The organism is Streptomyces coffeae, assembly GCF_016741875.1.
Lineage (GTDB): Bacteria > Actinomycetota > Actinomycetes > Streptomycetales > Streptomycetaceae > Streptomyces > Streptomyces coffeae.
This window is the reverse complement of sequence record NZ_JAERRF010000025.1, coordinates 74,759-94,990: the sequence shown is the minus strand read 5'-3', so window position 1 is coordinate 94,990 and position 20,232 is coordinate 74,759. Positions and strand designations below refer to the sequence as shown.

The following is a 20,232-nucleotide window of genomic DNA, read 5'->3' as shown; positions in this document are numbered from 1 at the left end:
TCACCCCTCACCGGCGGCGGTCAGCGGATGGCGCCAGTGGCGGTATCGCTCCGCCTCGTTGAACAGGGCCACGATGTCGTTCCTCCTCAGCCGGGACAGCTGGTTGAAGCCGTCGGCGAGCACATCGCCCAGCCGTCGGCCCGGGTCGGCGAGCGGATCGCTCCACACCCAGCGCGCGGTGATCAGCTCCCGGATCACCGACGCGGCGGTGACCGCCTCCGGAGGCTCCTCCGGAGCCAGCCCGGCGAGCAGATCGAGCGGCCCGCCCGCCGCGGGGAACCGGCCCGGCGCGGCCGTGACCAGGTTGAACTCGCTGATCCACTGGGCCGCGGGGACCACCGGGAAGCGCGCCACCAGATACCCCGTCACCTCGTCGATCCGCTCCGCCGCCAGCCGGTGGTACATCTCCTGGACCGTGCGCCCCTCGGCCCGGAAGTGCTCGGCCAGCAGCTCGTGCACCGCGTCCCAGTCCTCCGGGCGCCCGGCCAGCCGCCACAACAGCAGCCGCCGCAGCCACGGGTGGAGCACCGGGGTCACCGTGCCCGGGCTGAGCAGCAGCCAGCGGTCGCGGATCTCACCGAACAGCGAGTCGCCCGAAGCGAGCAGCCGGGTGCCGACGGACAGATCGCGGGCGGCCGCGCATTCGGCGAGGGTGGCCCGCTGCGCCGCGTCGAAGCCCTTCAGCAGATGGCCCAGGGCCGCCTCGGCGAGCGGGCGGGTGTCCTCGCCGCCCCGCAGGGCTCGATCGGGCAGCGTACGCAGCCAGCGGTCCTGCTCGAAGCCGTCCTCCGCGGGCAGATCCGACTGCCGGAACACCTCCAGCACCTGCGATACGGCCCGGGGGAGCCCCGCGGTCAGCCGGTGGACGAAGGGCGCGAGCCGGGTGAAGGGCGCGAGATCGGGGTGGTGGCGCAGCTCCAGCTCCATCCGGATGCGCACCTCGTCCAGATTGAGGTCGCGCAGTCGCAGCGGATACCACCAGGTGTCGTCGCTGTCGCGGGGGGGCCGGTGCTCCTGCCAGTCGGCGAGCGAGGCCCGGTCGGGGCCGCGCAGCTGCCACGGCCACTGGTCGCCGGTGGCCGGACCCCAGCGCGGCAGCCAGCGGTTGGAGCTGGCCACCACGGTGAGCGGATCGCAGACGGTGCCCGCCACCACGGCGTCGTCATGGCGCGAGCGGATCAGCAGATCGAGGAAGCGACGCCCGTACTCCGTATGGGAGTTGTCCAGCAGCAGCAGATACGAGCGGGGCATGAACGAGTGGGCCACGTTGCCGCGCAGGTCCTCCAGGAAGGCGGAGAACAGCACCCGGTCCAGCCGCTCCAGGTCATGGGCGTCGCCCTCGTGGCGCCATAAGTTGAGCTCGACCAGCGCCTCCCACGGGTCCCGGCTGCGCAGCAGTCGATGGCCCCCGTACCAGGTGGCGCTGCCGGTGAACTTGCGCCCCGGCAGCCGCCTGCGGCCGCGCCGCAGCGCGTCCCGCAGCAGCGCCAGCGCGGCGGTCGAAGCCCCGTCGGGAGCGCCCACCGCCCCGCCGGCCACCTCGAAGAAGGCGGCCAGATAGTCGCCGTAGCGCGCCTCGGCCTGCTCCTGGAAGGCGTCCAGCTCGCGCCGGATGGTGCGCCGCCCCTCCGCCAGGCTGGTCATGCGCAACTGGTGGTCGGAGGCGAGCAGACCCAGGGTGAGCCGGGGGAAGTGGGAGCGGCGGAAGCGCGGCAGCTTGCGCTCCAACTGGCGGGCGAGCAGCGCCAGGGCGTAGCGCGGCAGCAGCGACTGCTCCCCGCCGAGATTGACATAGGCGAACGGATTCTCGGGGCCGAACCGCTCCATCAGCGCGCTGTGCGCCTCACTGGCCCCGCTGCCGCGCGGGCCGAGCAGTGTGATCACCGGCCGCTCGGCCTCCGGTGGCAGCCTCAGACACTCCTCGGCCAGACTGATGATCCCGCTGCGGCCTCTGAGGCCGACACCCATCCCGGACTCCCCCATGTCCTCGCCCCCCGTCAACTACGCTGAGTTTACCCGCGTTCACCCATTCTGATCCGGTCTGTGCTCCAGGACATCCGGCTTCCGGAATTCAGCGCCGGAAGATCTCCAGCCGGGACGGCGCGCCGCGCCCCGGCTCGGGCAGCCGCAGCGGCCTGTGCCCCGGGGTGAGCGAGCCGAGCACGCTCGGGTGGTGCGCTCCGGTGCAGCTCGGTGCGGTGCCCGCCAGCCCATGGGCGGTCAGGTAGCCCAGTACGGCGAAGGCGTACGCCTCCTTCCCGGCGGCCGGAAGGCCGAGTTCGTCGGAGGTCCGCAGCGCGATCCCGGCCAGGGCCCGGCCGAGCGCCGCCATCAGCACCGGGTTGCGCAGGCCACCGCCCGAGGCGATCACCTCGGTGGCATGCACCGACCGGGCCGCGTCCGCCACCGTACGGGCCGTCAGCTCCGTGACGGTGGCCAGCACATCGTCCGGCGCGACCGATCCGGCCTCGGCGAGGGCGGCTCGCAGATACGCCGGGTGGAACAGCTCCTTCCCGGTGGTCTTGGGCGCGGGCCGGGCGTAGTACGGCTCGGTCAGCAGCCGGTCGAGCAGCCCCGGATGGACCGTGCCGCGTGCCGCCATCGCCCCGTCCGCGTCGTAGCCGAGCCGTCCGTCCGTCAGCTCGGCCGCCGCCGCGTCGATGAGGGCGTTCCCCGGGCCGGTGTCGAAGGCCAGCGGAGCGCCGCCCTTCGGCACCGCGGTCAGATTGGCGATGCCGCCGAGGTTCAGCGCGGCGCACACCCCGGGCCGTCCGTTCAGCCACAGCGTGTCCACCAGGCTCACCAGCGGAGCGCCCTGGCCGCCCGCGGCGATGTCCCGGGAGCGCAGATCGGACACCACCGGGACACCGGTGGCCTCGGCGATCCAGGCGGGCTGCCCCAGTTGCAGGGAGCCGTGCACCCGGCCGTTCTCGGCCCAGTGGTACACGGTCTGGCCGTGGGAGGCGACGAGATCGGCCCGTTCGCCGCACAGCTCCCGGTCGGCCCGTACGGCGAGCGCGGCGAACGCCTGGCCGATCCGGGTGTCGAGCGCGCACACCTCCTTCAGCGTGGTCGCCGACGGTGGCAACGCGGCCCGCAGGGCACCGCGCAGTGCCTCCGGATAGAGGTCGCTGACCAGTCCCAGCGGGACCAGGATCAGGGTGTCGCCATCGAGGACCAGATCGGCGGCCGCGGCGTCGATCGCGTCATGGGAGGTCCCCGACATCAGTCCGATCACCCGCATGACGTCTCCTTCCCGTGTGGTGGTGTTCCGGGGTCGGTCGGTGTTCCGGTGGTTTCGCGCAGCGTGCCGCGGTGGTGGTCGCCGCGCAGGGGGAGCAGGGCGAGCAGACTGACGGCGCAGGTGACCGTCACGTAGTACGCGGGGATGTCGGCGTCGCCGGTTCTCTTGATGGCCTCGGTGATGATGAGCCCGGCACATCCGGAGAACACCGCGTTCGACAGCGCGTACGCCAGCCCCAGCCCCGTGCAGCGGACCCGGGTGGGGAACATCTCGGCGAGCATCGCCGGACCGGGCCCGGCCATCAGCCCCACGACGGAACCCGCCACGCATACGGCCACCCCCTGGGCCAGGGCCGAACTCCCGGGATCCTGCACCACGTTGAGCAGCGGGAAGGCGAGCACGGCCACCAGCGCCGCCCCGGTGAGCATCACCGGGCGCCGTCCGATCCGGTCGCTGAGCGCACCCGCGGGGAGGATGGACAGGGCGAACCCCAGATTGGCCACCACCGTGGCGATCAGCGCCTGCCGGAAGGAGGCGTCCAGGGTGCTCTGGAGATACGACGGCATGACGACCAGGAAGGTGTAACCGGCCGCCGCCCAGCCCATGATGCGCCCGGCCCCGAGGACGACGGCACGCGCCACCTCACCCCGGTCCGCCGTTTCCGCCACCCGCTCCACCTGGGGGACCGCGCGGAAGGGCGGGGTCTCCTCCAGCCGCAGCCGCAGCCACAGCGCGGCCAGCCCGAGCGGCAGGGTGAGCAGGAACGGCACCCGCCACCCCCAGTCGTGCAGCGCGGGCTCGCTCAGCACGGTGGCCAGGACCGCCGCCGCCCCGGCGCCCGCGAGCAGCCCCAGCGCCACCGTGAACGACTGCCAGGCCCCGTACAGTCCGCGGCGGCCCGGGGGAGCGAACTCCGTCATCAGGGACACCGCGCCCCCGAACTCCCCGCCCGCGGACAGCCCCTGGAGCACCCGCAGCAGCGTCAGCAGCCAGGGGGCCGCGGCACCCAGCGTGGCGTAGGTGGGCAGCAGCCCGATCAGCGTGGTGGCGCCGGTCATCAGCAGCAGCACCAGGATCAGCGTCGGACGGCGGCCGATCCGGTCCCCGACCCGTCCGAAGACGGCGGCGCCGATGGGACGGAAGAAGAAGGCGAGCCCGAACGAGGCATAGGTCTTGATCAGCCCCTCGAGCTCGCTTCCGCCCTCCGGGGTGAAGAAGTTGGCGGCGATGACGGTCGCGAAGAAGCCGTAGACGCCGAACTCGTACCACTCGATGAAGTTGCCGACCGAACCGGCGACCAGCGCACGGCGCGGAGCGGGGGCGACCGTCGGCCGGGCGTGCCCGGCCCGGTGCGGGAGGGAGTCGGCCGGGTCGGGGAGGGGAGTGGTCACATCGGGCCCTTTCAGCCGTACACCGCCGGGAAGGGGAATGTGAAGTGGGTACCCCGCGGCGGCGGTGATTACGGCTCAGGGCTCTCCAGCGGCTGTTCCGCCCAGACGGTCTTGCGGTCCCCGGCGTAGCGGGTGCCCCACCGCCTGCTGAGCTGGGCGATGAGGAACAGACCGCGTCCGCCCTCGTCCAGCGGGCCGGCCCGGCGCAGATGCGGGGCGGCGGCGCTGCTGTCGGAGACCTCGCAGATCAGCGACTCGTTGCGGACCAGCCGCAGCTGGATCGGGCCGTCGGCGTGCAGGATCACGTTGGTCACCAGTTCGCTGACCACCAGCTGGGTGGTGGCCGCCAGATGGCTCAGCTCCCACCGGGACAGCTGCCGCCTGACGAAGGCGCGGGCCCGGGAGACGACCGCGGGCTGCGGGGGCAGCTCGCACGAGGCGCAGCGGTCGTCGTCCAGTGCCCGGGTGCGGGCCACCAGCAGGGCCACATCGTCGGGCGGATGCTCCGGCAGCAGTTCCTGCACCACGGAGTCGCACACCGAGTCGAGCGAGAGCTCACGGCAGCCGTCGTCCAGGGCGCGGCGCAGCCGCTCCAGACCGGCGTCGATGTCATGGTCCCGGGATTCCACCAGACCGTCGGTGTAGAGCACGAGCATGCTGTTGTCGGGCAGTTCGACCTCCGCCTTCTCGAACGGATGCCCGCCCACCCCCAGCGGCGGCCCTCCGGCGGAGTCGAGGAACCGGGTCCGGCCGTCCGGCAGGACCACGGCGGGCGGTGGATGCCCGGCGCGGGCGAACGTACAGCGCCGGGTGATCGGGTCGTAGACCGCGTAGACGCAGGTGGCCCCGAACGCCCAGGTGTCGATGGGCGGTTCGGCGGGCGGCGGCCCCGATGCGGCCACGTCGTGGTGCTCATCGGCCTGTTCGTCGATCAGGCGCCGCACATGGGCGTCGACATGGGTGAGCAGATCGTCCGGCGGGAGATCGAGATCGGCCAGGGTGCGGACGGCGGTGCGCAGCCGCCCCATGGTGACAGCCGCCTTCATCCCGTGTCCCACCACGTCCCCGACCACCAGCGCCACCCGGGCGCCGGAGAGTGCGATCACATCGAACCAGTCGCCGCCCACCCCCGTCCGGCCGCTCGCCGGCAGATAGCGCGAAGCCGCCTCCACGGCGGCCTGGTCGGGCAGGCGCTGGGGGAGCAGGCTGCGCTGGAGGGCGAGGGCCGTACCGCGCTCCCGGGTATAGCGGCGGGCGTTGTCGATGCACACCGCGGCCCGTGCCACGATCTCGTCGGCCAGCAGCAGATCGTCCTCCTCGAACGGCTCGGGGCGCTGACGGCGCAGGAACACCGCCACCCCGAGCGTGCTGCCGCGCGCCCGCACCGGCACCACCATCCAGGAGTGGATGCCCCACACCCGGATGCCCGCGGCCCGCGCCGGGTCGTCGGCCAGCCATGCGGGCGCCGGCCCCGGGCCGTTCGCCGACTCCACCACCGGGCGGCCGGTGGCGAGGGCGCGGGCGAAGGGGGAGTTGGGGGCGGAGGCGTGGACGTCCACGTCCTCCACTTCGGTCACCGCCTCCGGGGAGCCGGGCACGATGGAGCGATGCGCGGCGCGGCGGAAGGCGGTTTCGCGGGCCACCTGGCCGGACGGCGGCTCCTCGCCCTCGAAGACCGAGTCGATGAGATCCACACAGGCGAAGTCGGCGAGCCGGGGAACGGCCACGTCCGTCAGCTCCTGCGCGGTGTGCAGCAGGTCCAGGGTGCTGCCGATACTGGCGCTTGCGTCGTTGAGCACCGCCAGCCGCTCCCGGGCGCGGTGCTGCGAGGTCACATCGACCACCGCGTGGCAGACGGCGAAGATCTCCCCGGAACGGTCCTTCAGCGGGAAGGCCGAGTTGCACCAGGCGTGCTCCCGGCCGGGGTCGGCCGGTACCCGGCCGCGGACATCCACGTCCCCCACCGGGCTGCCGCCCCCGAGTACCCGCCGCTGGACGGCCTCCATCTCCGTGACCTCCAGCTCCGGCAGCGACTCCCGGAGGGTCCGCCCCATGCGCTCCTCGTCGGTCAGGCCGCTCAGCCGCCGCAGCGCGGCGTTCTGCATCAGACAGCGGCAGTCGGTGTCGTAGACGCTCATGGCGACGGGCGCCTCCGAGCCCAGGCTGTCCAGCAGCGCCCGCCCGACGTCCTGCCGCCGTATCGCCTCCTCGGGGGTGGCCTGCACCAGCCAGTGGCGCCCCCCGTCACCGGGCGCCCACGGCTGCGCCCACAGCACGACGGCTATCTCACCGCCGTCCCGGTGGCGCAGGACAGCCGGTCCTCCCCCGGGGACGGTGTACGCCGCGATCCCGTGCGGCGGCCCGGCGCCGTCCGCGAGCAACTCGGTCGCGGGCCGTCCGACGGCCTCTTCCGCGGGAATGCCGAGCAGCCGGTGCGCCCCGAGGCTCCAGCCGGTGAGGACACCCCCCTCATCGACCACGGCGACGGCCTCGGAGACCAGATCGGGAAGGTGGTGGGGCCACCCGCGGAAGGTGCTGTCGCCCATGAGATCCGCTTTCGCTCTGCCTCCAGCACGTGAAGCGCAATGTTACTCGCACCTGCCACGCTAAGCGGAAATAAGTGGATATGCCGGATGGCTATGCCGCCGGTCGGCGGTGCCGATGGCGTGGGGGGCTTGGCGGGCCCTATTAATTCATATTTATCTGAGGGATGGCCTCCTTCCCTCCCGCCGTGGACCCCGGCCCGGCACACCGCTGCGTCATCGTCAGCGGAGCGTACGGAAGTCCGGAGCCCGAGAACCACGGGCTCAGCCGCGTACCACCGCGTTGCACTCCCGCTGCAACGCCATGTCCCGCCACATCGGATGGTGCGGCGCCGCGTTGGAGCACACCACCGAACCCCACGCCCCCACCCGCGCCGACTCCTCGGCGGCGCGGCGGCAGAACGCCGCCCCCACCGGTCCCTCCTCGAAGGTCCCGTACAGCGGGGTGTAGCCGATCCAGCCCTCCCCGAAGACCAGTGGCACCCCATGGCCCGCCGCCCAGTCCGCCGCCGCCTCGATCCAGGTGACCAGCCGCTGCTCCATCGCCTGCCGGTGCAGCGCGTAGCGGCCGTACAGCCAGGCGTCCCACCGGGCCGGGTCGCACCAGTCGTGCACATAGATCTCGCGCGGCCCCACCGTGGTGGCCTCCAGCCGCCACCGCTCGTCGGCCGGCGGCGCCCAGTCGGCCAGATCGGGCGCGCCCGGGCGCAGCAGCTCCCGCCGCACCCGCTCCTGGGGAAAGGGACGGCCGCGGTCGCGTACCGCGAAGGTCTCCAGCAGATCGTCGAGCACCCCGTGGACATACGGGTGGAAGACCGCGACATCGACGCCGTCGGGGATACCGCGCAGCGAACCGACCGGCACCTTCGCGTAGTTGACGGTGACCGGCCGCCGCGGATGGCGCTCCTTGAACCGGGCGATGCCACGCTCCAGCCGCGGACGCAGGGCCACCACCCGGTCGCCCTCCGGCAGCCCCTCGGTCAGCCGGCTGCCCTGCACCTCGTTGTGGAGTTCGGTGAAGGCGATCCGGTCGTCCAGGCCGTGCGCCACCAGGAAGTCCACCAGATCCGCCAGCGCCTCCGCCAGGACCTCCGCACGCCGCTCCGGCGCCACCGCCGTCAGCGCGTCCAGCCACGCGCGGTCCGCGGCGAACGACGGGCTCTGCTGGTACTCCCAGCTGGAGAGGATGACGAAGCACTCATGGCGGCGGGCCGCCTCGAACAGTGTGCGCAGCCGCTCCCGTCCGTCGATCTCGGTGCCGCCTCCCACGTCGTACCAGCGGGTCCGCTGTCCGTATCCGCCGCCCAGCGGGCCCAGCCGCAGCCGGCCGGTGTCGAGCCCGGAGCCGAAGAGCAGAAACGGCATGGCGCACACCCGTACCGTGTTGTAGCCGCGCGCCACGGCCTCCTCGAAGGCGCGGTCGAGATCGGCGAACGGCTCGCCCGGCCCGCCGCGGGTGTACCAGCTGAAGTCCCACAGAGTGATCGTCAGGGTGTCCGGCAGATGCGGCGACAGCGTCACAGGGGGCTCCCCGTGGTCGGCGGCTCGGCGGCTCGGCGATGAGACTCGGTTCATCGTTCGGGGCCCGTTGTGAAGGTGTCAAGATGTATTCATAAAAATGGGCTTTATCGAAAGGGTGCCGTACGGGGGCGGACAGGAGGAGTACACCCATGACGTCCTACGCGGGGCGAGGTGTCCACGGCCAAGTGGTCCAGTGGCTGGGCGCCCGGATCGTCGCCGGGGACCTCGCCGAGGGCGACATCCTGGACGTCCGTGCCCTCGGAGAGGACCTGGACGTCAGCCTCACCGTGATGCGTGAATCGCTGAAGGTCCTGGCCGGGAAGGGGCTCATCGACGCACGCCAGAAGCGCGGCACCTTCGTCCGTCCGCGCTCCGCCTGGAACCTCCTGGACGCCGATGTGATCCGCTGGCGCATGGCCGGGGGAGACGGCGAGCGGCTGATGCGCGACCTCACCGACATCCGCGCCGTCGTGGAACCCGCCGCCGCCCACCGCGCCGCGCTGCGCCGCACCGACGCCGACCTCGCCGCGCTGGACGCGGCGCTGGCCGCGATGGAGGGCGCCCGCGGCGATCTCGAGGCGGAGGCGGAGGCCGATGCCTCCTTCCACCGCGCTCTGCTCACCGCCACCGCCAATGAGCTGCTCGCCCGGCTCGATCTGGTCCTGGAGCCCGGACTGCGCGAGCGCGACCGGCTGGTGCACGGCCGCGGCGACGCCGACGACCCGGTGCCCAGCCACCGCCGGGTGCTTCAGGCCGTACGGGACCGGGACGCGCCCCGCGCCGAACGGGCCATGCTCGATCTGCTCGCCAAGGCGGCCGAGGACCTCGGGACGGCGACGACCCAGCGGGCCTGAGCGTCGGGCGCTCCTTGTCTCGATCTCAGGCGATATCTCAGGCGATCCAGCCGTATCCCGGGCGCGGGCGCGGCGACGCCGGGGGCGCACCCACCCGCTCGATGTCGTGCTCGGCCGCACGCATCAGCTGGTCCCCGAGGTCGTGCAGCGCCCGGCCCGCGGCCAGCTCGTCACCGATCACCGGTACGTCCTCGTCGTCGGGGTTGCAGCGCGCATGGCCCCGCCCGGTGAGCGCCGACTTCCCGGTGTCCAGTTCCACCCGTGCCTTGGTCTTGCCCTCGTCCTCGAAGAGATAGAGGTAGACCTTCCACTCCACTGTGTGCGACATCGTCCGCTCCTCACCTTCCGCATGCCGCGCGGACGCCGGCCGGACGCGCGGCCGGACCGAGCCGGGGCCCGGATCAGCGACGGTTCCTGCCGGACCACGCGGGTTCCACCACCTTCCACTCTGCCTCCCATCGCGCGTACCGGGCGCGATCCAGCGCCCGCCGGGTCCGGGACCGGGCCGCGCAGGCGAGGGTGACCACCGCCGCCGCGGTCAGACAGCCGGTGAACCAGCCCACCGTCCGCGCGGTCGAGGGAGAGGCCGGTGCCCGCACCAGCGCCCCGGCGCGGTCCACCCACACCCGTACCGCGTCCCCCGCCTCCGTACCGCCCGTCACCATGGTCAGGCCGGAGTGGCGCCCGCCGTCCGCGCCGGTCCAGCGGACCCGCGCCTGCCGGGGCGACCGCTCGTCCGCGGCGCGCGGCCCGCCCGGCGGGGTCTCGGCCAGCCGCGCGGTGATCCGGTGGCGCCCGGCCTCCTCGGCGCGCACCACCCTCATCTGCGAGCCGTACGCCGCGTGGGCCGCGCCCAGCGCGGCCGCCGGGAGCCCGCACACCAGCGTCAGCAGGAACAGCACGGTGCACCAGGTCTGGATCCGGTCCGACCGGCGCCGCAGCGGATTCCGGCCCCGGGCCGGAGCCCGCAGCCGGGGCTGATGCGTTCCGAACGCACGTCGCGGTCCATGGGTGTTCATGGTGTGGCCTCCAGCGGGTGCCGGGGTACGGTCGGGTCCGCCGCCTCGCGGGCCGCGGGGGCGCCCGTCATCGGTGGACTCCGTTCGTCGTCACGAACGGTTCGGCGCTGCCGTCCAGCCAGGTCTGCCAGCCGGCGGCGCGCAGCGCCGGGCCCGCGCGCAGCGGGCGGCCCAGCCACGCGGTGACCGGGCGGATCCCGTGCAGGGCGTTGACCAGCCACACCTCCCGGCCGTCCAGCTCGTGCGGGGCACATCTGCGGTGCTCGAGGCGAAGGCCCAGCTCCGCCGCGCGCTCCTCGATCAGCGCCGAGGTGACACCCGCGAGCAGCGGCAGCTCCGGGTCCGGCAGACACAGCACATCGTCCTCCCACCACATGACGTTCGCGCTGGTGCCCTCCAGCACCAGCCCCGTGTCCGTGGTGAGCAGCAGCTCCTGCGCGCCGCGCGCCGCCGCCCGCTCGCGCAGATGCGCCAGCAGCGAGAGATCCGGGCCCTTGCGGCGCGGAGCCGCCCGTGGATCGAACTCCTCGGTCAGACACACCGTCACATTGGCCGTACGGGGCGGCGCGGGACGGATCCGCAGAAACAGCCGGGCCGGTTCCGGGCCCGCCAGCTCCACCCGGGGGAACCAGCGGTCCGTCCGCGGCACCATCGCCATCGCGTCCCGCCAGAAGCTCTCGATCCGCGCGGGCGAGTCCCCGGTGGCCTCGGTGCACGCGGCGAGGAACCGGCGACGGTGGCGGTCCAGCGCCCGCACCCGCCCGTCGTCCACCAGCCAGGAGTCGGCGGCCAGCACCGCGCTGTCGGGCACCGCGCGCGAGGGCATCAGTCCGCCGTCCTCACGCCACATCAGCGTCCACTGCTTCTGGTCGGGCCGGTAGTCCTCGAGCCCGCCCCAGCCCCGCGCATGTTCACCCATGGGCCGACGCCCCGCTCAAGCCCGGCAGTTCTCCCGCGGCCAGCAGATACAGCGCGCCCCACCGGTCCCGGTAGCCGGTGTCGCCCATCCGCCACCACCCCCGGTCCACCTGCCGGGCGTAACTCTCCGGCGCGCCCAGATAGGTGAGGATCCGGCCCCGGGTACGGGCCTCGACCGCTCCCGGCGCACCGGGCGGACAGGTGCGGCCGCGCTCGTCGACCACCCGGATCCGGGTGAAGCCGGGGATACCGGTGCCCACCCGGCGGCCGTGCGCCCGGTCCACACCCCGCCGGGTGTACCAGCCGAAGGCGATCGGACCCGTCTCGCCCTGTCCGTACAGCTGCACCAGCCGGGGGTCCCGGCGCCGGGACGCGTCCAGCAGCCGCCGCACGGTGCGCGGAGGGAGGGTGTCGAAGGGACTGCCGTACGACCGGACCCGGGACAGCGGCCCGCCGGGGGCGTCGGCCAGCTCCTCCCACAGCGTGAGGGTGTGCGGATCCGTCTCGACGATGCCGGGCCGGTGCGCCGCCAGCAGCGGCCCCGCCTGTGCCGGGTCCGGGTCGGTGAGCAGCAGCAGCGGACTGCCGAAGTGCAGGAGTACGCCCAGCAGTTGATGGATCCGGCAGGGGGCGAACGGCAGGTGCAGCGCGGCCGGTTCACCACGGGTGGCCCGGCCCAGCGCCTGCTGCGGCACCAGCCGGTTCCACAGTGTGTGCGGGGAGTGCACCTCCAGACGGGGGATCCCGGCGATCTCCGGGCCATGGGTGATCAGGGAGGGCTCATGGGGGTGCAGCCGGATCGCCGGACGGCGCGGCACACCGGCGAGGCCCGCCAGCGCGAGGATCTTCCCCGGCGCCTCGTCCACCGTCAGCACACCCCGGGCGAGCGTGATGTCCACGCCGCTCAGCGTGGACATCAGCGCCTCCCGGTCGGTGATCAGCCAGGGCGCGTGCAGCCGGTCCAGCAGCACCGCCACCACACCACCCTCCAGCGCGGGCGACAGCAGCGCCGGGACCGCCCCGATCCGGGACGCGGCACACGCCAATAACACGACGTCCGCGTTGTCGCGCTTGAGGATCGCCACATGCTCGCTCGGCCGGACCCCCGCCGACCACAGCCGTCCGGCCATGTCGTCGACGAGGTCCGCCAGTTCGGAGTAGCCGAGGTCGGTACCGGCCTCGGGCGCGATGTCCAGGGGACGGTCGAGGGTGACCGGCACCCGGCCGTGGCGGGCCGCGGCCTCCTGGAACATCAGCCCCGGATAGAACCCACGCTCGGGAAGCAGCCGTTGCAACATATCCAGGTCCTCAACCTTCGAAGCCGGACGCGGAGGTGGCTGCCGCGGAGGTGGCTGTGCTCCCCACGAGCAGACCGTCGCGGGCTGCGTACGACCCTGACCGCACGGCGTCGTGGGCGCGCATCGTGGCGGCCGTCTTGAGCAGCATCTCCTCGTACTCCTCGGCCGGATCGGAGCCGACGACGACGGAGCCGCCCGCGCCGATGTGCATCCGGCCACCGGTGAACACGGCCGTGCGGATGACCACGTTGAGGTCGGCCGCGCCATTGCAGCTGAGGAAGCCGATGGCCCCGGAGTAGACTCCGCGGGCCTCGGTCTCCAGGGTGTCGATGATCTCCAGGGTGCGTGGCTTGGGGGCGCCGGTCATGGAACCGGCCGGGAAGCAGGACCGTACGCAGTCGACCGCGGAGGTGCCCCGGCGCAGCCGCCCGCGCACCGTGGAGACCAGATGGTGCACGGTGGCGTAGGACTCGGTGTTCATCAGCCGCGGCACATACACACTGCCCGGCTGGCTGACCCTGCCGAGGTCGCTGCGGAGCAGGTCCACGATCATCAGGTTCTCGGCGCGGGGTTTGGGGCTGGTGCCCAGGGCCGCCAGGGCCCGCGCGTCCTGTTCGGCGTCCCGGCCGCGGCCGATGGTGCCCTTGACCGGCTTGGCCTCGGCGAGACCGTCGGGGGTGACGCGCAGAAAGCGCTCGGGGGAGGCACAGGCCACATCCGTACCGCCGAACCGCAGATAGGCGGCGTACGGCGCCGGATCGGACCGGCGCAGCGCCCGGTAGAAGGTGTAGGAGTCGCTGGGCGCGGGCAGCCAGGCGGAGTCGGTCAGGCAGATCTCGTAGCTCACCCCGGCGCGCAGTTCGCGCAGCGCGGCCCCGACCGCGGCCGCATGGCTCTCGCGGTCCCGGACCAGCCAGGGTTCCACGGCGGTGGTGGAGGTGAGCGGTGGCGGCTGGGGGACCGGTCCGGCGGGTGCCGGCACTCCGGTGAGCACGGTGACGGTCGCGTCCAGCCAGTCCTTCGCCCCCTGGTGGCCGTCGGGGGTGTCTTCGGCGAGCGCGCACACATAGGTGACGCCCTCCTGGTGGTCGACCGCGACGAACCGGTCGGCGAACAGCCAGCAGGCGTCCGGGGTGGTGGCCCGGTGGCGGTTGGAGGAGCCGCAGTCGGCCTTGAGTTCATAGCCGAAGTACCCGACGTAGCCGCCGGTGAAGTCGAAGGGGAGATCGGGTGCGCTGACCTGACGGCGGGCCAGTTCCCGGTCCAGATAGTCGAAGACACTTCCCTCGAACCGGGCGCCGGGCCGCCCCGTCCGCTCGATCTCGCAGACGCCCCGGGTGACGTCGTAGCGGACGAACTCGGCCAGCGGGCCCCGGCTGTCGCCGAGGAAGGAGAAGCGTGCCTCACCGGACTCGGTGCGGGCGCTGTCCAGCCAGAACGCGCCCGGGGCGTCCGCGTACAGCCGGGTGAAGGCCGCCTCGGTGTCGGTGGCGTCGGCCAGCCACCGGGCGTGCAGCCGGTAGTGGCGCTCCGGGACCGGCTCCTGGTCCGTGCTGGGGGCGGTCGCCGGGGCCTTGCGGGCGGTCGCCGGTGCCCTTCGGGCGGGAGCGCTCGCCGCGGGCGGTGGGGTCCGCTCCGGTGCCGGCCCGGGGGCCGGTACGCCCGCCGGGCGGGCGCGACGGGGATCGGTGATGGAGGTGACCGATTCCCCGTTGGCGTGTTCGACGGTCAGATCGCGGAAATTGACCAGCATGCGGTAGCCGAATCCGGTGAGCACCGACTCCGGATGGAACTGCACGCCCCACAGCGGACGGGCGCGGTGCCGCAGCCCCATCAGCACGCCGTCCTCGGACCAGGCGATGCCCTGGAGACCCAGCGGCAACGGCTCGGCCACACACAGCGAATGGGAGCGGACGGCCGTGAAATCCGGTGGAAGGCCGCGGAACAGTCCGCGGCCTCCGTGGCTGATACGGGACAGATGTCCGTGCCGGGGCTGTGGTGCGGGCACCACCCGCGCCTGCGCGCCGAGCGCGATGCCCTGGTGGCCGAGGCCCACTCCCAGCACGGGGATGGAGGAGCGGTCGATCAGCCGGGTGGTGGCGCCGAAGTCCCGGCCGTCGGCCGGATGACCCGGGCCGGGGGACACCACGATGTTGTCGAACTCCGCAAGGTCGATGGCCGCGCATTCCGGTGCGTCGTTGAGAAGCACCTCCGGTTCCTCGCCGTTGACCTCGGTCAGCAGATGAAAGAGGTTGTACGTGTACGAGTCATAATTATCGATGAGGAGCGTCCTCAGCGATTCCATCCGGATTGCCTCCTCGCATTCCAGCCGTCCGGACATCGCTCTCCCCGGACAGGCGCCCCAACGGCCGCTCGCCTGATGCCGAGGGCGGGGACCTCTCCACCGCGTTCGACCCGCGAGGGCTTCCGGCTTTCCAGCAGGTCGGCCGGTGAAGACGAAAAGAAGTGTTCCACAACGGATGGTTGGCACCGATGGAATGCTCAACAACGTACATAAAATCCCAGACAGGTGGCCGTGACCTGGGCGTTATCTTAGGTTCCGGTTGCCTGTCCGGAGAGCGCGGGAAAAAACTCCGCCGGAAGGTGAACACAACGAAGCGCCGGGCCGTATAACACTGAATGCGGCCCGGCGCTTGAGCGCTGTCGGTGGTGCGGGGTCGGTCAGCCGAGCACCTTCTCCAGGGCGGCGAGCGACGTCTGGAGTTCCTCGCGGGTGATGGTCAGCGGCGGAGCAAGCCGGATCGTCGAACCATGGGTGTCCTTGACCAGGATCCCCTCGCCCATGAGGCGTTCGCTCACCTCGCGGCCGGTGCCCAGCGCGGGGTCCACATCGACACCCGCCCACAGCCCGCGGCAGCGGTACCCCACGACGCCCTTGCCGCTGAGCGCCGCCAGACCGTCCTTCAGCACCTCGCCCAGCTCGGCCGCGCGGCGCTGGAACTCGCCCGTGCGCAGCAGGTCCACCACGGCCGTGCCGACCGCCGCGGACAGCGGATTGCCGCCGAACGTCGAACCGTGCTCACCGGGGCGCAGCACCCCGAGCACCTCACGGTCGGCGACCACCGCGGAGACCGGGACGATACCGCCGCCGAGGGCCTTGCCGAGCGTCAGCACATCGGGCCGCACCGACTCGTGGTCGACGGCGAGCGTGGTGCCGGTGCGCCCCAGACCCGACTGGATCTCGTCGGCGATGAACAGCACCCCGGTCCGCCGGGTGAGTTCACGCACCCCGCGCAGATAGCCGTCGTCGGGGATGAGCACGCCCGCCTCGCCCTGGATGGGCTCGATCAGCACGGCGGCCGTGGTCTCGTCGATCGCCGCCTCCATGGCGGCGAGGTCGTTGTAGGGCACGACCCGGAAGCCGGGCGCGAACGGGCCGAACCCCTCGCGGGCGGTGGGGTCGCTGGAGAAGCTGACGATCGTGGTCGTCCGGCCGTGGAAGTTGTCCGCCGCCACCACGATGGTGGCCTGGTCCCGGGCCACGCCCTTGACCTCGTACGCCCACTTGCGGGCCACCTTGATGGCGCTCTCCACCGCTTCGGCGCCGGTGTTCATCGGCAGCACCATGTCCAGGCCGGTCAGCTCCGCCAGGTCCTCGGCGAACCCGGCGAGCTTGTCGTTGTGGAACGCCCGTGAGGTGAGGGTGAGCTCATCGAGCTGCCGGTGGGCGGCGGCGATGAGCTCCGGGTGGCGGTGGCCGAAGTTGAGGGCCGAGTATCCCGCCAGCATGTCGAGGTAGCGGCGGCCCTCGACGTCCTCCACCCAGACGCCCTCGGCGCGGGCGACGACCACCGGCAGCGGGTGGTAGTTGTGGGCGAGCGAGGACTCCTCGGCGCGGATCAGCTCCTGCGACGACCGCGCGGAACGGGAGCCGTGGTGCGGGGCGGTACGTGTGGGGGCGGTCATCAGCGGATCTCCTGTGTGCAGCACTTGATGCCCCCGCCGGCCTTGTGCAGTTCCGACAGGTCGACGGGGACGGGGACGTAACCGCGCTCGGTGAGCCGGTCGATGAGGCCGGTCGCCTGGGGGGCGACGAAGACATGGCGTCCGTCGGAGACGGAGTTGAGCCCGAAGGCCATGGCGTCCTCCCGGGTGGCGAGCAGCCCGTCCGGGTAGAGCCGCTCCAGCACCTCACGGCTGCCGGGGGAGAACGCCTCCGGGTAGTAGGCGATGTTCTCGTCGTCGAGGGTGAACAGCGCGGTGTCCAGGTGGTAGAAGTACGGGTCCACCAGCAGCAGGCTGATGGTGGGCACCCCGAAGAACTCCTGCACTTCCTGATGGGCGGTCCGGGTGGTGCGGAAACCGGTGCCCGCCAGGATGAACCGGCCCGCGGGCACCAGGTCGCCCTCGCCCTCGCACACCGACTCCGGCGGGTGGACGTCGTATCCGGCCGCCTTGAACCAGGTCTCGTAGGCCAGCTGCTCCGGGCGCCGCTGCGGGGCGTGGAAGCGGGAGCCGAACACCCGGCCCTCCAGGACCAGGGCGGAGTTGGCCGCGAAGACCATGTCCGGCAGCCCCGCCACCGGCTCGACGGTCTCCACCTGATGGCCGTGGTCGCGGTAGACGCGGATCAGCGTCTCCCACTGCGAGCGGGCGAGGTCGGTGTCGACCTCCGCGTCCTCGCGCATCCAGGGATTGATGGCATAGCGCACGTCGAAATATCTGGGAGGACAGGTCAGATAGCGCCGGGGGCGCGGCACGCGCTCATCAGGCACGGAGGTTTCCTCTCGCTTCCGCAGGCGACCGGGGATGAATCAAAGGTAGAAAGCGGAGGAGACCCGGGACAAGAAAGGAGAGCTGCGTGTAGGCGCATCGATGCTGCGTGATGCGGCGGGTCGGCGCCGGATCATTGCGTCGGGGGAGTGACGGGGGTCGCACCGGCCTCCGGACTGCCCGTGAGCAGGTGTGACAGCACCATGTAACTGATCGTTTTGCGGATGAAGGGCTCGGCCCGGATGCGCTCCAGCACCTCCTCGAAATGGTCCACGTCGGTCGCCATCACATGCAGCAGGGCGTCGGCCCCGCCGGTCACCGTCATCGCCGCGATGATCTCCGGATAGTCGCGCACCACCTCCGCGATCCGCCGGGGCGGCGCCGCGCTGTCGCAGTAGACCTCCACATACGCCTCCGTCCGCCAGCCCAGGGCGGCCGGCCGCACGGTGGTGGTGAAACCGGTGATCACGTCGTTGTCCCGCATCCGGTCCACCCGGCGCTTGACCGCCGAGGCGGACAGGCCGATCGCGGCTCCGATCTCGGTGAAGCTCGCCCTGGCGTTCGCGACCAGTGCCGCAACGATCTTGCGATCCAGGTCATCGAACGGCACGGACTGATTTGCCATGTTTTGCAATCCTTTGCGGTCGACTGCCAAGGGGTCAGGGAAGGGAACTCTGCCACGCGCGCAAACCGTCCAATGATACCCGTACCGGAAACAACAGGTGATGAACTGCCAAGACGACGTGCCGATGAGATGCCCGCGATGAACGGCGTTCCGTAACCGGTACCGCAAAGACGCGAGTTTTTCCGTCCGTTTTCTGTCTGCTTACAGGAAGTTTCCGTAAGAGGGGGCGTGAGAAAGAGGTCGGGCCGCATTTCCCGCTCGGTGGCGTGTGGTGGGCGCCGGGCGTGCAAAACAGGGTGCCGAACTATTCGCAGCCGCCTCGGTGATTCGACACCACCTACCGGTAGGCCCTCTTGACGGCGTAGCGTCAGTTAATCCACACACGTTCCGAGCGACGATCTGCTCCTGATCCACCGAGGGTCCCTCCATGTCTCAACCGGCATTTGTCCTCCTGGTCGGCGGACCGCCCGGAACTCCCCAGGTATGGGCCGCTCCCGCTGTCATGGGGCTGGAGCGGGTCAAGATCCAGCGGGGCAACGGTTATGAACATTTCGAATCCGCGGGCGAGTGCGCCGAATTCGAGGGTGAGCTGATCCCTGTCTACCGGTGGTGCCACCGCACATTCATAGCAGAGTAGGGCCCGCCGCGCAGCGGTGCGTCCGCGGTCTGCTACAGGGAAAGGGATCGCCATGATGAAAGGCGGCGGAAATGCGCGCGACGCGGTGGTCACCGGCTTGGGTTTCTGTCTGCCCGGCGGTGAGGAACCCGTCTTCACCGCCGGGCAGGTTTGGGAGATCGCCGCACACGGCCGCTCCGCACTCGTCCAGCACGACATCTACTACGGCTCGGTGAACCTCACCGCCGAACAGTTCGAGCAACGTCTCCCCGACATCCCGGAGTTCTTCTCCCGCCACTACACGGGCGCCCACCGGCTCGGCCTGGTCTCCCTGGTGGAGGCATGCGCCGACGCCGAACTGGACTTCCGCGCCGGTGATCTGCGCGAATCGGCGATCCTCGTCGGCCGCGGCAGCGTGGACGCCAATGTGGACAGCTATCTCTCCCTGCTCAACGTCGACCCCGACGGCACCGCCACGCTGGACGCCCTGGAGATGTTCGTCGCCGCCGAACAGGCGGTGTCCCCCTCCGATGTGGCCGTCGTCCAGGGCGCCCTCACCCGGACCGTCGGCCCCTGCTACACCGTCTCCTGCGGCTGCTCCTCCGCCGCCGTCCAGATCGGCAACGCCCGCCGGCTGATCGCCACCGGCGAGACCGATATCGCCGTCGTCACCGGCGTCGATGTCTTCAACCTCGGCCTGATACAGAAGGGACAGCGGCTGCTGCGCGGTGCCCAGCACGCCTACGACAGCATGGACGCCGCCGGTATGCCGGACCTCCTCCCGTCCTTCGACTCCCTGATGCGCCCCTACGACCGGCGGGCGGACTGCATCAACCACGGCGAGGGAGCCGCCACCGTCATCCTGGAGAGCCGGGACCACGCCGTCCGCCGCGGCGCCCACCTCTACGGCCAGGTGCTCGCCACCGCCATGACCCGCGACGGCCTCGCCAACCCCCTCGCCGCCGACCACACCGGCGCCCAGCTCGTCCGCGCCGTCCGCGCCTGCCTCGGCGACCGGTGGCGGATCGACCAAGTGCCCTACGTCAACGGCGCGAGCGACGGCGGCGCCGCCGTCACCGCCATGGAAGCCGGCACCATCCGGGAGCTCTACGGCCCGGACGGCTCCGTGCTGATGTCCTCCCAGGAGGGCTGTTTCGGCCACCACGGCTCACCCGCCGGCTGCCTCGGCGCCGCCCTCACGCTGATGATGATGGAACTCGGCGAGGTGTGCCCCACCGCCAACTGCGAACAGCCCTCGGACGGCCTCCCCTTCGACCCCGTCCCCGGACACCGCACCCGCCCGCTCGACTTCGACTACGCGCTGAGCTTCAACTACCAGATCGGTGGTGTGAAGCACGTGATGCTGCTGGGCAGCCCGGACGCCACCTGAGTCCGGAACCCGGCTCCGTACCACTCACCACTCCCACGGGCACCTCCCCCACAGGACCACCCTCCCCACGGCTCACACG

16 protein-coding genes are annotated in these 20,232 nt (G+C 71.9%); 3 read left to right on the top strand and 13 right to left on the bottom strand.

Features of this window, described 5'->3' with window-relative positions; genetic code table 11:
- The 5 genes from JK363_RS31750 to JK363_RS31730 all read right to left on the bottom strand — a co-directional run bounded on the left by JK363_RS31750 (window position 1) and on the right by JK363_RS31730 (window position 8,699).
- Window positions 1-2,001: a hypothetical protein gene (locus tag JK363_RS31750; RefSeq protein ID WP_236076258.1), complete on the bottom strand. Its 2,001-nt coding sequence runs from the start codon at window positions 1,999-2,001 to the stop codon at window positions 1-3.
- A gap of 70 nt (window positions 2,002-2,071) precedes the next feature.
- Window positions 2,072-3,244 (bottom strand): anhydro-N-acetylmuramic acid kinase, encoded by a 1,173-nt coding sequence (locus JK363_RS31745; protein ID WP_201880550.1) that lies wholly within the window; start codon window positions 3,242-3,244, stop codon window positions 2,072-2,074.
- Window positions 3,235-4,635 (bottom strand): MFS transporter, encoded by a 1,401-nt coding sequence (locus JK363_RS31740; RefSeq protein WP_201880548.1) that lies wholly within the window; start codon window positions 4,633-4,635, stop codon window positions 3,235-3,237. The genes JK363_RS31745 and JK363_RS31740 overlap by 10 nt, the downstream gene beginning before the upstream one ends.
- A gap of 68 nt (window positions 4,636-4,703) precedes the next feature.
- The gene (locus JK363_RS31735; protein ID WP_201880546.1) at window positions 4,704-7,181 is read right to left on the bottom strand and encodes a SpoIIE family protein phosphatase; all 2,478 of its coding nucleotides are present in this window, start codon (window positions 7,179-7,181) and stop codon (window positions 4,704-4,706) included.
- A gap of 261 nt (window positions 7,182-7,442) precedes the next feature.
- Window positions 7,443-8,699 carry a cellulase-like family protein gene (locus JK363_RS31730; RefSeq protein ID WP_307821942.1) on the bottom strand — a complete coding sequence of 419 codons (1,257 nt, stop codon included), beginning with the start codon at window positions 8,697-8,699 and terminating at the stop codon, window positions 7,443-7,445.
- Between the two features lie 149 nt (window positions 8,700-8,848).
- On the opposite strand from JK363_RS31730, the gene JK363_RS31725 reads away from it, so the two are divergent.
- The gene (locus tag JK363_RS31725; RefSeq protein ID WP_201880541.1) at window positions 8,849-9,553 is read left to right on the top strand and encodes a FadR/GntR family transcriptional regulator; all 705 of its coding nucleotides are present in this window, start codon (window positions 8,849-8,851) and stop codon (window positions 9,551-9,553) included.
- 37 nt (window positions 9,554-9,590) lie between these two features.
- Here JK363_RS31725 and JK363_RS31720 read toward each other — a convergent pair whose 3' ends face one another.
- The 8 genes from JK363_RS31720 to JK363_RS31685 form a co-directional block, all read right to left on the bottom strand.
- A complete protein-coding gene (locus tag JK363_RS31720; protein WP_201880537.1) occupies window positions 9,591-9,881 on the bottom strand; it encodes a DUF1876 domain-containing protein in 291 nt (96 codons plus the stop codon).
- A 73-nt stretch (window positions 9,882-9,954) separates the two neighbouring features.
- The gene (locus JK363_RS31715; RefSeq protein ID WP_201880534.1) at window positions 9,955-10,572 is read right to left on the bottom strand and encodes an Rv1733c family protein; all 618 of its coding nucleotides are present in this window, start codon (window positions 10,570-10,572) and stop codon (window positions 9,955-9,957) included.
- Window positions 10,573-10,639: 67 nt separating this feature from the next.
- On the bottom strand, window positions 10,640-11,491 hold the full coding sequence (locus JK363_RS31710) for an aminotransferase class IV (RefSeq protein WP_201880532.1): 852 nt from the start codon (window positions 11,489-11,491) through the stop codon (window positions 10,640-10,642).
- A complete protein-coding gene (locus JK363_RS31705) occupies window positions 11,484-12,788 on the bottom strand; it encodes an AMP-binding protein (protein ID WP_201880528.1) in 1,305 nt (434 codons plus the stop codon). The genes JK363_RS31710 and JK363_RS31705 overlap by 8 nt, the downstream gene beginning before the upstream one ends.
- A 10-nt stretch (window positions 12,789-12,798) precedes the next feature.
- Window positions 12,799-15,093: a chorismate-binding protein gene (locus tag JK363_RS31700; RefSeq protein WP_201880525.1), complete on the bottom strand. Its 2,295-nt coding sequence runs from the start codon at window positions 15,091-15,093 to the stop codon at window positions 12,799-12,801.
- A 377-nt stretch (window positions 15,094-15,470) separates the two neighbouring features.
- Window positions 15,471-16,715 (bottom strand): ornithine--oxo-acid transaminase, encoded by a 1,245-nt coding sequence (gene rocD, locus JK363_RS31695; RefSeq protein WP_201880523.1) that lies wholly within the window; start codon window positions 16,713-16,715, stop codon window positions 15,471-15,473.
- Window positions 16,715-17,524 carry a dimethylargininase gene (ddaH, locus tag JK363_RS31690; RefSeq protein ID WP_201880520.1) on the bottom strand — a complete coding sequence of 270 codons (810 nt, stop codon included), beginning with the start codon at window positions 17,522-17,524 and terminating at the stop codon, window positions 16,715-16,717. Before ddaH ends, rocD begins: the two co-directional genes overlap by 1 nt.
- Window positions 17,525-17,655: 131 nt before the next feature.
- Window positions 17,656-18,147, bottom strand: coding sequence for an Lrp/AsnC family transcriptional regulator (locus tag JK363_RS31685; RefSeq protein ID WP_201880516.1), 492 nt, complete (start codon window positions 18,145-18,147; stop codon window positions 17,656-17,658).
- A gap of 427 nt (window positions 18,148-18,574) precedes the next feature.
- Between JK363_RS31685 and JK363_RS31680 the strand changes: the two genes are divergently transcribed.
- Together JK363_RS31680 and JK363_RS31675 are read left to right on the top strand one after the other, a co-directional pair.
- Entirely contained in the window at window positions 18,575-18,784 is a 210-nt protein-coding gene (locus JK363_RS31680; protein WP_201880514.1) for a DUF5988 family protein, read from the top strand.
- 52 nt (window positions 18,785-18,836) lie between these two features.
- On the top strand, window positions 18,837-20,153 hold the full coding sequence (locus JK363_RS31675) for a beta-ketoacyl synthase N-terminal-like domain-containing protein (RefSeq protein WP_201880512.1): 1,317 nt from the start codon (window positions 18,837-18,839) through the stop codon (window positions 20,151-20,153).
- Window positions 20,154-20,232: the final 79 nt, after the last annotated feature.

Bases quoted from the DNA above. Each gene is read 5' to 3' on its own strand.
- JK363_RS31735 (WP_201880546.1), bottom strand. From the start codon at position 7,181: ATGGGCGACAGCACCTTCCGCGGGTGGCCCCACCACCTTCCCGATCTG.
- JK363_RS31715 (WP_201880534.1), bottom strand. From the start codon at position 10,572: ATGAACACCCATGGACCGCGACGTGCGTTCGGAACGCATCAGCCCCGG.
- JK363_RS31710 (WP_201880532.1), bottom strand. From the start codon at position 11,491: ATGGGTGAACATGCGCGGGGCTGGGGCGGGCTCGAGGACTACCGGCCC.
- rocD (WP_201880523.1), bottom strand. From the start codon at position 16,715: ATGACCGCCCCCACACGTACCGCCCCGCACCACGGCTCCCGTTCCGCG.
- JK363_RS31680 (WP_201880514.1), top strand. From the start codon at position 18,575: ATGTCTCAACCGGCATTTGTCCTCCTGGTCGGCGGACCGCCCGGAACT.
- JK363_RS31745 (WP_201880550.1), bottom strand. From the start codon at position 3,244: ATGCGGGTGATCGGACTGATGTCGGGGACCTCCCATGACGCGATCGAC.
- JK363_RS31725 (WP_201880541.1), top strand. From the start codon at position 8,849: ATGACGTCCTACGCGGGGCGAGGTGTCCACGGCCAAGTGGTCCAGTGG.
- JK363_RS31705 (WP_201880528.1), bottom strand. From the start codon at position 12,788: ATGTTGCAACGGCTGCTTCCCGAGCGTGGGTTCTATCCGGGGCTGATG.
- JK363_RS31685 (WP_201880516.1), bottom strand. From the start codon at position 18,147: ATGGCAAATCAGTCCGTGCCGTTCGATGACCTGGATCGCAAGATCGTT.
- JK363_RS31700 (WP_201880525.1), bottom strand. From the start codon at position 15,093: ATGGAATCGCTGAGGACGCTCCTCATCGATAATTATGACTCGTACACG.
- JK363_RS31675 (WP_201880512.1), top strand. From the start codon at position 18,837: ATGATGAAAGGCGGCGGAAATGCGCGCGACGCGGTGGTCACCGGCTTG.
- JK363_RS31720 (WP_201880537.1), bottom strand. From the start codon at position 9,881: ATGTCGCACACAGTGGAGTGGAAGGTCTACCTCTATCTCTTCGAGGAC.